The sequence below is a fragment of the Paraburkholderia azotifigens genome, assembly GCF_007995085.1.
GTDB classification, from domain to species: Bacteria; Pseudomonadota; Gammaproteobacteria; order Burkholderiales; family Burkholderiaceae; genus Paraburkholderia; species Paraburkholderia azotifigens.
The window spans coordinates 498,028-510,522 of sequence record NZ_VOQS01000005.1; the positions used below are offsets into that span (position 1 = coordinate 498,028).

Here is a 12,495-nt window from a genome sequence, read left to right on the forward strand (position 1 = left end):
TCTAGCGTTCGACCGAGCGGTTCCAGCGCTCCGTCCATTCCGTGCGATGCTGGTTGATCGTGCTCCAGTCCATCGCGGTCAGCTTGCCGACCTGTTCCGGGCCGTACGGCACGCGCGCGGCCACTTCGGGCGTCAGCTTGACTGTCTTGTTGACGGGCCCGAGGCCGATGCCTTGCGCCTGCATTGCCTGCACTTCGGGGCTCAGCAGGTACTGGATGAATTCCTGCGAGAGCTTCGGCTGCGCGTTTTCCGCCACCGCGCAGGCCGCGACCTGCAGCGCGACGCCGCCTTCCTTCGGATAGACGAACTTGAGCGGAAAGCCCGTGTTCTGTAGCGCGACCGCGCGGCCGCTGCCGTAGGGCGCGAGGATCACGTCGCCCGCCTGCATCAGGCCGTCCATTTCGCCCGGCGTGGGCGCCCACGAGAGCACGTCGGGCGCGACCTGCTTCGTCATCGCGTTGAAGCCGGGATCGATGTTCTTCTCGCCGCCGCCGTTCATTCGCGCGAGCATCACGAGCGTGTGCAGCCCATACGTGTTGGTGATGGGCGGGACGCCGAGCTTGCCCTTCAGGCGCTTGTCGGTGAGCACCTGCCAGGAGTCGGGCGCGGGCAGGCCGAGCTTTTTGAACGCCTCTTCGTTGTAGCCGATGCCCGTCGCCACCATGCCGACGCCGACAGCCGTCGGGCCGAGCCGCGCGAGGGGATAGATGTCCTTCATCACGGGCGCGTCGTCGACCTTCGCGCACAGGCCGAGCTGCATCGCCTGGTACATCGGGCCGTCGTCCATCACGGCGACGTTGATCTGCTGATGACCCTTCTGCGCCTGAAGCTTCGCGAGCGTGTCGCTCGAATTGCCCGCGACATAGACGATCTTCACGTCATGCGCTTTTTCGAACGGCGGAATGATCTTCTGGCGATAGAGCTGCTCGTTGGAGCCGCCGACGTTCGCGACGTAGAGCGTCGTGTCGGCCTGCGCGTACAGAGAAGCCGTCAGACAGGCGAGGGACAGCGCGGAGGAGAAAACCCGGGTCGTAAAACGGCAACGGCGGCGCAGCGTTTCTTGCATGACGGCGATCTCCTTGGAGTGTGGGAAGGGACGCTCTGGCGGCGTATCCATGCGACACAGTCTGGTCCGCTATGGTCATATCGTCCAATACGAATAAAATAGCAATCCATACATGGCTGATATGGGTTGATGCCGATGAATCTGAAACATGTCGAGGCGTTTCGCGCTGTCATGGTGGCCGGGTCGATGACGGCGGCGGCGAAGGCGCTGTTCACGTCGCAGCCGAACGTCAGCCGTCTGATCTCGCAGCTCGAACGCGAAACGGGCTTGCTGCTGTTTCAGCGCAGCGGCGTGCGGCTGATTCCGACCAGCGAAGGCACGGCGTTCTTTCGCGAAGTGGAGCGCGCGTATGTGGGTCTGCAAGGGCTCGCGAATGCCGCTGCGCAGATCCGCAACCTGGGCAGCGGACGTCTGCGCATCGCGGCGATGCCGTCAGCGGGACTCACGCTCGTGCCGCACGCGATCAAGCGTTTTCAGGCGCTGCATCCCGGCGTGACGGTGTCGCTGCATGTGAATACGTCGGGGACGGTGAATCACTGGACGGCATCGCAGTTCTGCGATCTCGGCGTGGCGGTGTACATCAGCGAGGCGTCGAATTGCGATGTCGAGATGCTCTCGAAGGTGGCGGCCGTCTGCGTGATGCCGGCTTCGCACAGGCTTGCGACGAAGCCTTCCATCAAGCCGTCCGATCTCGAAGGCGAGTCGTTCATCTCGCTGTGCCACGGCGACGGCACGCGCGTACAGATGGACGAGGTGTTCGCGCGAGCGGGCGTGCAACGCGTGCTCGCAATCGAAGCGCAATACACGGCGATCTGCTGCGAACTGGTGCGCTGCGGAATGGGCGTGACGCTCGCGCATCCTGTCGTGGCGCGGGATTTCGCCGGGCCGGATATCGCGATCAGGCCGTTCTCGCCGGCTGTGCTATTTCCGACCTATCTGCTGTTTCCGCCGCACCGGCCGCGCGAGCGGCTGGCGTCCGCATTCGTCGAAGTGCTGCGCGAGGAGCATGACGAACTGATCGGGAAAATGAAGGACATCGTGCCCGATTCGACGCCGAAGCGTGTGCGCAGGCAAGGCGTAAAACGGGCCGTTCAGTGATGAGGAAGATTGCCGCGACGACGGTGCAGGCAGCGTCGCGGCATGACGCGAATGCGTCGTTACAGATAGCTGCACACGTAGTCGAGCGTCTCGACCACGTCGATATCGAAGCGGCTCTTGCCGGGCACCGAGAACGACTCGCCCGCGGCATAGGTCTTCCACTCGTCGCTGCCGTCCAGGCGGATACGGCACTTGCCGGCCTGCACTTCCATCAGTTCCGGCGCGTCGGTGCCGAAGTTGAGCGTGCCGGGCAGGATCACGCCGAGTGTCTTGCGCGTGCCGTCGGCGAACAGAACGGTGTGCGACACACACTTGCCGTCGAAGTAGACGTTGGCTTTCTTGACTACGGAAACCTGATCGAATTGCGTTGCGGCCGTCATGGCGGTGATCCTCCGGGGCGTTGTGAATGGATGCGGCGGCGCCATGCGGATCCACGTGGAAGCGATGGCGCGAGCCCGCCATCATACCAACGCCCGAAGGACTCACCCTCGTGCGATCTGCGCGACGGCCGCCCGCAACGCGAGCGTATAGCTGTCTATCCCAAACCCGCAAATCTGTCCGCTGACGATATCGGCGAACACGGAACGATGCCGGAACGCCTCACGCGCGTGAATGTTCGACATGTGCAACTCGACGACAGGGCAGGTGAGGATCGCGAGCGCATCGCGGATGCCGTAGCTGTAGTGCGTCCATGCCCCGGCGTTGATCAGCACGGCGTCCTTGCGTTCCTCGAACGCATGATGGATCCGCTCGCACATGGCGGCTTCGCTATTGGTCTGGAACGATTCGACTGCCACGCCCAGTTCCTCGCCGAGCGTGCGCAGCGTCGCATCGATATCGGCGAGCGTGACGGTTCCGTACTGGACAGGGTCGCGCTTGCCGAACATGTTGTGGTTGATGCCGTGAAGCATCAGGATCTGCTTCATGCGTGCCGTCTCCATGCGTTCAGTCGAGAGGTACCGTCAGCCGGTCGATCGCGGCGCGAGTCTCCGGGCGTACGCCGCGCCACCATGCGAAGGCTTCCGCAGCCTGCTCGACGAGCATGCCGACGCCATCGGCGATGTGGTGCACGCCCGCGTTGCGGGCGAGCCGCAGGAACGGCGTGAGCCCCTTGCCGTAGGCCAGTTCGTAGGCCGTGCCTTGCGGACTGAACACGCTGGGCGGAACGGGCGGCAACTGGCCCGTGAGACTCGCCGACGTAGCGTTGACCACGAGGTCGAAACGGCCTTGCGCCGCGAGGTCGTGGTATCCGCACGCGCGCAGCGCACTGCCGTGCGCGCCCGTTTGCGCCGCCAGCGCTTCGGCTTTGGACACGTCCCGATTCGCCATCACCAGTTCGGCGGGGCGGGCCGCGAGGAACGGCAACAGCGCGCCGCGTGCCGCGCCGCCCGCGCCGAGCATCAGCACGCGCTTGCCCGCGAGCCGCACGCCGAGATTGACCTCGATATCGCGCAGCAGGCCGATGCCGTCGAAGTTCTCGCCGAGAATGCGGCCGTCTTCGAATTTCAGCGCGTTGACCGCGCCTGCGAGCGCCGCGCGCGCACTGCGTTCGTCGGCGAGCGCGTACGCCTTGAGCTTGAAGGGCGCGGTGACGTTCATACCCTTGCCGCCTTCGGCCGAGAAAGCGCGCACGACGCGGGCAAAGCCCTCTTCAGGATCGAGTGGGCCTTCTATTGCGACGTAAGTCATGTCTTGCCGCGTCGCCTCGGCAAACAGGCCGTGAATCAACGGCGACTTCGTGTGTCCGATCGGGTTGCCGATCACTGCATACTGGTCAGTCATCTTGATCTCACTTCGAGTAGAGAACGCCTTCCGTTTGCATCGCATCGATCTCGGCAGCGGAGAAGCCCAGCGATTGCGCGACATCGGCGTTGTGCTGGCCGAGGTCCGGCGCGACTTCGCGGATCGTCGTGTCGCAATGGGAGAAACGAAAAGGGAGGTTGGGCAGGCGCAGCGTGCCGTAGCGAGGATGTTGCTGCTCGACCACCATGCCGCGCGCCTGGATCTGCGGATCGTCGAGCACCTCGTCGATGCGCTGCACCTTCGCGCACGGCACGTCGATGCCATCGAGCAAGGCCAGCACCTGCGCCACCGGACGCGAGGCCACCCACGGCTGGACCACGGACAGGATCGCCGTCCGGTGCGCGTTGCGGCCCACGCTGTCGTGAAAGCGCGTATCGCCGCCGAAGCCCGCCGGGCCGCCATGCGTTTCGATCAGCGCGGCAAAACGCTTCCATGCGTCGTCCACCTGCGCGGCGATCACGAGATCGCCGTCCGCGGCGCGAAACACGCCGTAGAGTGTCGAAGTCGGCATGTCGTGTCCCGTCTGCTCCGGCAGCACGCCGCGCAGCGTGTAGCACTGCACCGCATATTCGTGCATCGAGACGAGCGTGTCGTACAGCGCCATGTCGATATGCTGGCCGCGCCCGCTCTTCGCGCGGCCGAGCAGTGCCGCGTTGATGGCCGCGACCGCGTGGATGCCCGTGTACATGTCGCCGAGCGAGATGCGCAGCAGCGGCGGCGGCTCGCCCGGCGTGCCGACCATCTGCATGATCCCGCTCTTCGCTTCCGCGATCAGGCCGAAGCCCGCGCGATGCGCGTCGGGGCCCGTGTGTCCGTAGGCGGAGATCGAACAGTAGACGAGTCCTGGATTGCGCGCCGACAACGCTTCATAGCCGAGACCGAGCTTGTCCAGCGCGCCGGGGCGGTAGTTCTCGACGAACACATCGGCGGAATCGCACAGGCGCTGCATGAATTCCTTGCCGAGCGGATCTTTCATATCGACGCTGACGCCGCGCTTGCCCATGTTCAACTGCAGAAAATAGCCGCTTTGCCGATCGTCGAGCACGGTCGCGTGCTGGCGGCCCGCGTCGCCGCTGCCGGGTCGCTCGACCTTGATGACTTCGGCGCCGAGCGCCGCGAGACAGCGGCCCACATAGGGGCCGGCAAGAAAATGGCTATAGTCGACGACGCGTATGCCTTCGAGCGGACGTGCCTGCATCAGAACACTCCCGGCCGGCGCGGCACCATCAGACGATGCTCGCCGCGTTGCACGACTTCACCGTGCTGATTGACCAGTTCGGAAGGCAGCACGACGATGCCCCAATCGGGGCGGCTCTTGCTCGGCCGCATCGCGCCTACGCGGAACTTGACGTGCAGTATGTCGTTGACCTTGATCGGCAACAGAAAGTCCCACGTCCAGCCGAGCGACATGCCGGGCAGGAAGCGATAGTCGCTCTGCGTCTTGAGACCGTCGGCGATCGACAATCCGAACAGCCCGTGCGCAACGAGGCAGCCGAAGTGGCTTGTATTCGCGTATGCCTCGTCGACGTGCACGGGCGTATGGTCCCCCGTGAGGTCGGCGTACGCGAGGATGCGTTCTTTCGTGACGGTGTAGTTCGGGCTCACGCATTCGTCGCCTTCGCGCGCGTCGTCCCAGTACTTCTCGATGATCGTCATGTTCACGCCTCCGCGCGCGGGTTGAGATTCAGCGCCTGTGCGACGCACGACGCCGGTTTTGCCTGGATCAGTTCGACGGCGAGACCATCGGGCAGGCGCAACCAGTTGCGTCCTTGCGGCATTTCGCTTACCGCATATTTCTGTGCCGCGGCCAGCGCGGCGTCGAGGTCTTCGCACATCACCCCGAGATGCGCGAGACGGCCTTCGGGACCGTCGTGTTGCGGCGCATGAATGAACTGCAAGCCGCCGACTGTCCAGTACTGGCGCGGCGCGTCGACCGTACCGTCGACTTCGCGCATCGTCATGCCGAAGACGTCTTCGAAGAAGCGGATGTGCCACTGGATGTCCTTCACCCAGATGGCCACATGTTCGAGATAAGCCCTGGAGCCGCTCATGCCGTTGTCTCCTTGCGCTGCTGGTCGGCCATGGCGCGCTCGATGCCCTTGATGCAGGACACCAGCGTCGCGTTGACGGGCGTCGGCACGCCGAGACGTTCTCCCCAGCGCACGACGGAACCGTTGATGAAATCGATCTCGGTGATCGAGCCTTTCTCGAGGCTTTGCAGCATCGACGTCCTGAACGCAGGCGAAAGCCCTTCGGCCGCGAGGGTCCATGCCTGTTCGGCGTCTGTCATCGACAGCCGGACGCCCGCGGCCTGCGCCGCAGCGATCGCTTCGGAGACGGCTGCGAGCGCCGTCGCCTTCAACAAGGGCTCGTCGTAGAGCTGACCGTAGGTGAGACGCGTGATGCCCGTGAGCGCGCCCGTCGCGACGTTGACGAGAAGCTTGTCCCACATGGTGCCCATGATGTTGTCGCTGACGGTGGTCAGCAGGCCGGCGGCGTTGAAGGCATCGGCGATCGCCTGCACGCGCCGCGTGAGCCGGCCGTCCAGTTCGCCGATGTAGGTCGCTTTGCCCTTTACGCCGGACTGGATGTGGCCCGGCCCGCGCAGCACGCCGCCCACATAGGTTTTGCCTGCCAGCACGCGTTCGCGGCCGACGATATCGGCGAGGATGTCTTCATGGCCGAGACCGTTCTGCAGCGACAGCACGCGCGTATCCGGTCCGACCAGGGCGAGCGCGCCGCGCATCGCGGCGTCCGTGTGAAAGGACTTGACCAGCACGATGACGAGATCCACGGCGCCGATTTCCTCGGCTCGCGTCGCCGCGCGCACGGCGATGCGCCGCGTGCCGGCTTCGTCGTCGATTTGCAGGCCGTCGCGACGCATCGTGTCGACATGGGCGGGCGAGCGGTCCAGCAACCAGGTTTCATGGCCGCCTTCCGTGAGTGTGGCGCCGATCGCGCAACCTAATGCGCCGGCGCCGAGAATCGCAATCTTCAACTGGCTTCTCCTTGACGTGTAGCCGAACGATAGGAGTTGCCGTCTATGCTGACAATGCAATGGCGACAATGGCATCATTGCCGTACGTAATAACGCACGACGACACCCGCCCGCGATGATGCCGACCGATTTGCCCGACCTGAAGCTGTTGCAGCTTTTCGACCTGCTTTACGACAGCCGTAGCGTGACGAGGGTTGCCGAACAGCTCGGGCAGAGCCAGCCGACCATCAGCATCTGGCTCGGACGTCTGCGCGAAACGCTGCAGGATCCTCTTTTTATCCGCACGCCGGGCGGCATGGCGCCGACGCCGCAGGCGGACGCGCTGATCGGGCCTTGCCGCGAGATTCTCGAATCGCTACGGCGCTTCGTCGCGTGGGAGATCGAGTTCGATCCCGCCACCGCGCAGCGGCGCTTTCGCATCTGCATGACGGATGCGAGCCACATCACGTTGCTGCCCAGGCTGTTGGCGCATGTGCGCGCGCAGGCGCCCGGCATCCGGCTGGAGGCGGCGCGTATCGACGGCAATACGGAACGTGCGCTGGAGTCGGGCGAGGCGGATCTGGCAATCGGTTACGTGCCCTGGCTGAGCGGCGGCATTTACCAGCAGCAGCTGTATCAGCAGGACTGGGTGTGTCTGACGAACCGGCATCACGCGCGGATTCGTACGCGGCTCGGCCTGAAGCAGTACCGCACGGAGGGGCATGTCGTCATCGAATCGGGCACGGGCGCGCAGCTGCTCGAACAGGCGCTGGCCCGTGAGCGCGTCGAGCGTGACGTCGTGCTGCAGTTGCCGGGATTCCTCGGACTCGGGACGATCGTTCAGACCACCGACCTGATCGCCACGCTGCCGCGCCATATCGGCGAGACGCTCGCGCAAGCCAGCGACCTCGCTGTTCACGCATGCCCGATTCCCGTCGAAGGATTCGCGGTGCGGCAGCACTGGCATGCGCGCTATCACCACGAGGCGGGCAACCGCTGGCTGCGCGGCGTGGTGATGCAGCTTTTCGGCAGCAGCAGGGCGCCCGCGCGGTGAATCGTCCGAACCTCCCGTCCGTCCGACCACTGCCAGGTCCTCGCCCCGTCCCCGGAGAAACCCTCGGAGCGTTCGATCATCGCGCAGTTGTGCGCGATGATCGAACGAAAAGGTGTATCGTTCGCTTGTGTATAAGGGCTGTCAGACGCTACTCTGCGGTCCATCTGGCGACATCTGAGTGTCGTCAGCCTACAAAGCTAGGAGACAACCATGACTGCAGTCCCCACCAGTGAGCCGCACGGCAAGCATCAGTCGAAGAAGGCGGCCGCCAGCGGCTGGATCGGATCGGCGCTGGAATACTACGACTTCTTCATCTATGCGACCGCCTCGGCGCTGATCTTTCCGCAGATCTTCTTCGCGAAGGGCAACGCGACGACCGCGATCGTGGCGTCGCTGGCGACTTACGGCGTGGGCTACGTGGCGCGGCCGATCGGCGCGTTCGTGCTGGGCCACCTCGGCGACACGCACGGCCGCAAGAACGTGCTGCTGTGGTGCATGTTCATGATGGGTTTTTCGACGATCGGCGTGGGTCTCCTGCCCACGTACGCTCAGGTCGGCGTGTGGGCGCCCGTGCTGCTCGTGATCCTGCGCCTGGTGCAGGGCTTCGCGGTGGCGGGCGAAATCTCGGGCGCCAGCTCGATGATTCTCGAGCACGCGCCGTTCGGCCGGCGCGGCTTCTACTCCAGCTTCACGCTGCAAGGCGTGCAGGCAGGGCAGATTCTGGCCGCAGCCGTGTTCCTGCCGCTCGCGCATTACATGCCCACCGAGCAGTTCAATGTCTGGGGCTGGCGCATCCCGTTCCTGCTGAGCTTCGTGGTGATCATCGCGGGCTGGATCATCCGCCGCAAGGTCGACGAAACGCCTGCCTTCACTGAAGAAGGCGAACGTCAGTCGCGTGCCCGTTCGCCCGTGATCGATGCATTCAAGTACAGCTCGCCGAACATGCTGCGCGTGGTGTGCATGTCGCTGATGAACGTGATCCCTGTCGTCGCGACCATCTTCGGCGCGGCCTACGCGGTTCAGCCGGCCTACGGCATCGGTTTCGCGAAAGACGTGTACCTGTGGATTCCCGTCGTCGGCAACATAGTCGCCGTGCTGGTGATTCCGTACGTCGGCAATCTGTCCGACAAGATCGGCCGCAAGCCGCCGATGATCGTCGGTTCGCTGGCCGCGGGTCTGCTGGCGTTCGCGTATCTGTACGCGATCAGCATCCACAACGTGCCGTTCGCATTCGTGATGTCGCTGCTGATGTGGGGCGTGGTCTATCAGGGCTACAACGCAGTGTTTCCGAGCTTCTATCCTGAACTGTTCCCGACGCGCACCCGCGTCTCGGCGATGGCGATTGCACAGAACGTCGGCACGGCGATCACCGCCATGCTTCCGGCGCTCTTCACGGCCGTGGCGCCTCCGGGTTCCGCGAACATCTGGCTGACCGTGGGCGGCCTGGCATTTGCCGTCACCGTGATCGCATCGCTCGCTGCGTTCAGCGCTCGCGAAACCTATCGCGTCCATATGAGCGACCTGGGCCGACCCGACGCGAAGCCCGTCGACAAGAGCGAGTACGACCGCCTGCGCTCCGATGCGTTTGCACACTGAATCAAGAACCGCCGTTTGAGAGAGCACCCCTGACCATGATTTCTGGAAAAACCACCCTCATCGCGCACATCGGTTTCCCGACCGAGAGCTTCAAGTCGCCGATGATCTACAACCCGTGGTTCGAGCAGAAGGGTATCGATGCCGTCGTCGTGCCGATGGGCGTCAAGCCGGAAGATTACGAGCAGAGCTTCACGTCGATCTTCCGCTTCACCAATCTGCGTGGGGCGCTCATCACGATGCCGCACAAGGTGACGACGGTCGGGCTGGTCGATGAAGTCACGCCCGCCGTGCGTATCGCGGGCGCCTGCAATGCGGTGCTCAAACGTCCTGATGGCACGCTGCTCGGCGATCAGTTCGACGGTGCCGGTTTCGTGCGCGGCGTGCTGCGCAAGGGACGGCAACTGAAGGGCGCGCGCGTGCTGGTGTCGGGTTCGGGCGGTGTGGGTTCGGCAATCGCCGCGTCGCTCGCGGCCGCCGACGTCGGCGAACTGGCGCTGTTCGACACGCGCGCCGATTCCGCGGAAGGGCTCGCGCAGCGGCTGCGCGAGAACTATCCGCAGCTGAAAGTGAGCACGGGCTCGAACGATCCGGACGGTTTCGACGTGGTCGTGAACGCGACGCCGCTCGGCATGAAGGACGGCGATCCGCTGCCTTTCGACGTCGCGCGCATCGCGCCGGGATGCTTCGTCGGCGAAGTCGTGATGAAGTCGGAGTACACGCCCTTCCTGCGCGCCGCGCGCGAGAAGGGCTGCGAAGTGCAGGTCGGCACCGACATGCTGTTCGAGATGATTCCCGCCTACCTGGAGTTCTTCGGCTTCGGCACCGCGACGCCCGAAGAACTGCGGCAAGCTTCGACGATCGCATACTGAGCAGGCGTGCGGGCGTTGCCTGCGCGCCGCCTGTTCAATCGACGACCGCCACGATATTCACGGTCCCTTGCCTCGCCATCTTCGCGTACGGACACAGGCGCTCGGCATTTCGCACGAGTTCTTCCGCCACCGATCGCTCGACTCCCGGAATCCGCACGCGCACGTCGATCACGAGCGCGTAGCCGCCATCCATCGGATCGCGGCCGAACGCGACCTGCACGTCGACGGCGATATCGTCGAGCTGCCGGTCGATACGCTTGCCCAGCAGATTCAACGCGCCATGGAAGCAGCCCGCGAAGCCCGCGGCGAACAGCTGCTCGGGATTCGTCCCGTCGCCTGAACCGCCGAGTTCCGTGGGCAAGCGCAGTTCCACCTCGAGGTTGCCGTCGTCCGAGCGCGCCACGCCCGATGCACGGCCATGTCCCGTCTCGCCGCCCGAAACGGTGACCGTCGTCGTGTACAGCGGCTCGAATTCGCGGCCGCGATACCGGTCGAGTAGAGAAAGCGGGGGCGCTTCCAGCTTCTTTTCGTTCATGGAACCTTCTCGTGCTTGACGACGCGGGTCGCGATCCGCATCGCGACGATTCGCAGCCGGTGTTGCAAAGCAGGCTTACCCCTGCCTCCTCCCGGTTTCATGTCGGAGCGACAGTGAACCCGTCTCGATCCTAAGCGATTGGCTACGCGCGCGGAAGATTCATTCAGGGACTCACGGTGTTTCCCGAATGACGCCAATTGCGCGATATCCCGTATGTTCCGGCGAAACAGACGGATTCGGGAAGCGGTTCCACATCCATTTGTTGTGTTTTACACTGGGAAAGCCCGCCGCAAGCCGCTCGCGCCGGATGCGCCGCCGATTGTGCACCGATTGTGCAGTGCGAGTCCCTGCACTGCGCGGGCTGAGCCAGACTCCTGCGTCAAAAGTGGAGCCGTCAATGGATCAACTGGATGCATCGCAGCATGCTTTTCGCGTTGGCTTGCCGAATCCCGCCGACGCCCTGTCCACCTGTTTTTCGACCAGCTATGCGGGCATCATCGCCTTCATGGCGGTTGCCACGGAAGGCAGTTTCGCGAAAGCGGGGGAGCGTCTGGGGATTGGCCGCTCAGCTGTCAGCCGGAATGTTCAGAAGCTCGAATCGCAGCTCAGCACACGGCTCTTTCTTCGTACGACGCGCTCGACGCATCTGACACGCGAAGGCGAACGGTTCTTCGAAAACTGCAATCAGGGCGTGACGCATATCGTCGATGCGATGAACGACATGCTCGATCTGCGTGCGGGCCCGCCGCGCGGCCTGCTGCGTGTCAGTTCGAGCGTGGGGTTCGGACGCAAGGTGGTGGCGCCGTTGCTGTCGCGCTTCTGCGAGGCCTACCCGGACATCGCCGTCGATCTGATGCTGGACGACAAGGCGGCCGACTTCGCGGCCGAGCAGATCGACGTGTCGTTTCGCGACGGCTGCATCGAAGATTCGAGCATCATCGCGAAGCAACTGGTGCCGATGCAAATGGCGCTGTGCGCGGCGCCGATCTACGTGCAAAAGCACGGCCTGCCCGCGACGCTCGACGAACTGGCGCAGCACGAATGCATCAACCTGCGCTCTTCGGGCGGCCGTGTGTTCGAATGGGAGTTCAAGGTCGACGGTCATCTGCGCAAATACCTGCCCACAGCGCGCCTGACCTTCAACGACGCGGACCTGGTGTTGCGCGCGGTGCTCGAAGGTCACGGCATAGCGCAGTTGCCGGGCTACGAGATCGGCGATCACCTCGCGCGCAATGAACTCGTGATGGCGTTGCGCCGGCATGTGCCCGACGACCGCGGACACTACATCTGTTACCTGTGCCGACAGCATTTGCCGTCGCGCATCCGCGTATTCGTCGATTTCATGACAGAGCAGATTCGCGCGCTCAATCTGCTCTGTCTCGACGATTTCTATCTGGACTCTCCAAAGGGCGTGCATCAGGCGTGATGCCGGCAGGTGCATTGGTGCCCGCGCGGAAACGCTGAGTGTGCCACCGTGAATCTACCAGGGCGGCGAGC

At 64.3% G+C, this 12,495-nt stretch carries 14 protein-coding genes; 5 read left to right on the plus strand and 9 right to left on the minus strand.

What is annotated here, in order from left to right:
* Position 1: 1 nt before the first annotated feature.
* Positions 2-1,066, minus strand: coding sequence for an ABC transporter substrate-binding protein (locus tag FRZ40_RS34065; RefSeq protein ID WP_147237130.1), 1,065 nt, complete (start codon positions 1,064-1,066; stop codon positions 2-4).
* Between the two features lie 135 nt (positions 1,067-1,201).
* On the opposite strand from FRZ40_RS34065, the gene FRZ40_RS34070 reads away from it, so the two are divergent.
* Positions 1,202-2,164, plus strand: a complete 963-nt coding sequence (locus tag FRZ40_RS34070) for a LysR substrate-binding domain-containing protein (RefSeq protein ID WP_147237131.1) — start codon at positions 1,202-1,204, stop codon at positions 2,162-2,164.
* A 59-nt stretch (positions 2,165-2,223) separates the two neighbouring features.
* Here the strand turns inward: FRZ40_RS34070 and ppnP are convergent, their stop codons facing one another.
* The 7 genes from ppnP to FRZ40_RS34105 all read right to left on the minus strand — a co-directional run bounded on the left by ppnP (position 2,224) and on the right by FRZ40_RS34105 (position 6,965).
* A complete protein-coding gene (gene ppnP, locus FRZ40_RS34075) occupies positions 2,224-2,544 on the minus strand; it encodes a pyrimidine/purine nucleoside phosphorylase (protein WP_147237132.1) in 321 nt (106 codons plus the stop codon).
* 102 nt (positions 2,545-2,646) lie between these two features.
* Positions 2,647-3,090, minus strand: coding sequence for a type II 3-dehydroquinate dehydratase (aroQ, locus tag FRZ40_RS34080; protein WP_147237133.1), 444 nt, complete (start codon positions 3,088-3,090; stop codon positions 2,647-2,649).
* A 19-nt stretch (positions 3,091-3,109) separates the two neighbouring features.
* A complete protein-coding gene (gene aroE, locus FRZ40_RS34085; protein ID WP_147237134.1) occupies positions 3,110-3,946 on the minus strand; it encodes a shikimate dehydrogenase in 837 nt (278 codons plus the stop codon).
* 7 nt (positions 3,947-3,953) lie between these two features.
* The gene (locus FRZ40_RS34090) at positions 3,954-5,165 is read right to left on the minus strand and encodes a CaiB/BaiF CoA transferase family protein (protein WP_147237135.1); all 1,212 of its coding nucleotides are present in this window, start codon (positions 5,163-5,165) and stop codon (positions 3,954-3,956) included.
* A complete protein-coding gene (locus tag FRZ40_RS34095) occupies positions 5,165-5,623 on the minus strand; it encodes a MaoC family dehydratase (protein ID WP_147237136.1) in 459 nt (152 codons plus the stop codon). The genes FRZ40_RS34090 and FRZ40_RS34095 overlap by 1 nt, the downstream gene beginning before the upstream one ends.
* A 2-nt stretch (positions 5,624-5,625) precedes the next feature.
* Complete coding sequence (locus tag FRZ40_RS34100) at positions 5,626-6,018, minus strand: VOC family protein (protein WP_028364407.1); 393 nt, start codon at positions 6,016-6,018, stop codon at positions 5,626-5,628.
* Positions 6,015-6,965, minus strand: a complete 951-nt coding sequence (locus tag FRZ40_RS34105) for a ketopantoate reductase family protein (protein WP_147237137.1) — start codon at positions 6,963-6,965, stop codon at positions 6,015-6,017. The genes FRZ40_RS34100 and FRZ40_RS34105 overlap by 4 nt, the downstream gene beginning before the upstream one ends.
* Before the next feature lie 115 nt (positions 6,966-7,080).
* On the opposite strand from FRZ40_RS34105, the gene FRZ40_RS34110 reads away from it, so the two are divergent.
* The 3 genes from FRZ40_RS34110 to FRZ40_RS34120 all read left to right on the plus strand — a co-directional run bounded on the left by FRZ40_RS34110 (position 7,081) and on the right by FRZ40_RS34120 (position 10,463).
* A complete protein-coding gene (locus FRZ40_RS34110) occupies positions 7,081-7,998 on the plus strand; it encodes a LysR family transcriptional regulator (protein ID WP_028364409.1) in 918 nt (305 codons plus the stop codon).
* A gap of 210 nt (positions 7,999-8,208) precedes the next feature.
* Complete coding sequence (locus tag FRZ40_RS34115; protein WP_028364410.1) at positions 8,209-9,594, plus strand: MFS transporter; 1,386 nt, start codon at positions 8,209-8,211, stop codon at positions 9,592-9,594.
* Positions 9,595-9,629: 35 nt separating this feature from the next.
* On the plus strand, positions 9,630-10,463 hold the full coding sequence (locus tag FRZ40_RS34120) for a shikimate dehydrogenase family protein (protein ID WP_028364411.1): 834 nt from the start codon (positions 9,630-9,632) through the stop codon (positions 10,461-10,463).
* Between the two features lie 34 nt (positions 10,464-10,497).
* Here FRZ40_RS34120 and FRZ40_RS34125 read toward each other — a convergent pair whose 3' ends face one another.
* Complete coding sequence (locus FRZ40_RS34125; protein ID WP_028364412.1) at positions 10,498-10,998, minus strand: Ohr family peroxiredoxin; 501 nt, start codon at positions 10,996-10,998, stop codon at positions 10,498-10,500.
* Positions 10,999-11,395: 397 nt separating this feature from the next.
* Here FRZ40_RS34125 and FRZ40_RS34130 point away from each other — a divergent pair, with 397 nt between their 5' ends.
* Positions 11,396-12,424, plus strand: coding sequence for a LysR family transcriptional regulator (locus FRZ40_RS34130; protein WP_147237138.1), 1,029 nt, complete (start codon positions 11,396-11,398; stop codon positions 12,422-12,424).
* The last annotated feature ends 71 nt before the right edge of the window (positions 12,425-12,495 follow it).

Coding starts and splice junctions, on each gene's coding strand:
- FRZ40_RS34125 (WP_028364412.1), bottom strand. CDS start 10,998: ATGAACGAAAAGAAGCTGGAAGCGCCCCCGCTTTCTCTACTCGACCGG.
- FRZ40_RS34095 (WP_147237136.1), bottom strand. CDS start 5,623: ATGACGATCATCGAGAAGTACTGGGACGACGCGCGCGAAGGCGACGAA.
- aroQ (WP_147237133.1), bottom strand. CDS start 3,090: ATGAAGCAGATCCTGATGCTTCACGGCATCAACCACAACATGTTCGGC.
- aroE (WP_147237134.1), bottom strand. CDS start 3,946: ATGACTGACCAGTATGCAGTGATCGGCAACCCGATCGGACACACGAAG.
- FRZ40_RS34065 (WP_147237130.1), bottom strand. CDS start 1,066: ATGCAAGAAACGCTGCGCCGCCGTTGCCGTTTTACGACCCGGGTTTTC.
- FRZ40_RS34090 (WP_147237135.1), bottom strand. CDS start 5,165: ATGCAGGCACGTCCGCTCGAAGGCATACGCGTCGTCGACTATAGCCAT.
- FRZ40_RS34120 (WP_028364411.1), top strand. CDS start 9,630: ATGATTTCTGGAAAAACCACCCTCATCGCGCACATCGGTTTCCCGACC.
- FRZ40_RS34110 (WP_028364409.1), top strand. CDS start 7,081: ATGATGCCGACCGATTTGCCCGACCTGAAGCTGTTGCAGCTTTTCGAC.
- FRZ40_RS34115 (WP_028364410.1), top strand. CDS start 8,209: ATGACTGCAGTCCCCACCAGTGAGCCGCACGGCAAGCATCAGTCGAAG.
- ppnP (WP_147237132.1), bottom strand. CDS start 2,544: ATGACGGCCGCAACGCAATTCGATCAGGTTTCCGTAGTCAAGAAAGCC.
- FRZ40_RS34130 (WP_147237138.1), top strand. CDS start 11,396: ATGGATCAACTGGATGCATCGCAGCATGCTTTTCGCGTTGGCTTGCCG.
- FRZ40_RS34100 (WP_028364407.1), bottom strand. CDS start 6,018: ATGAGCGGCTCCAGGGCTTATCTCGAACATGTGGCCATCTGGGTGAAG.
- FRZ40_RS34070 (WP_147237131.1), top strand. CDS start 1,202: ATGAATCTGAAACATGTCGAGGCGTTTCGCGCTGTCATGGTGGCCGGG.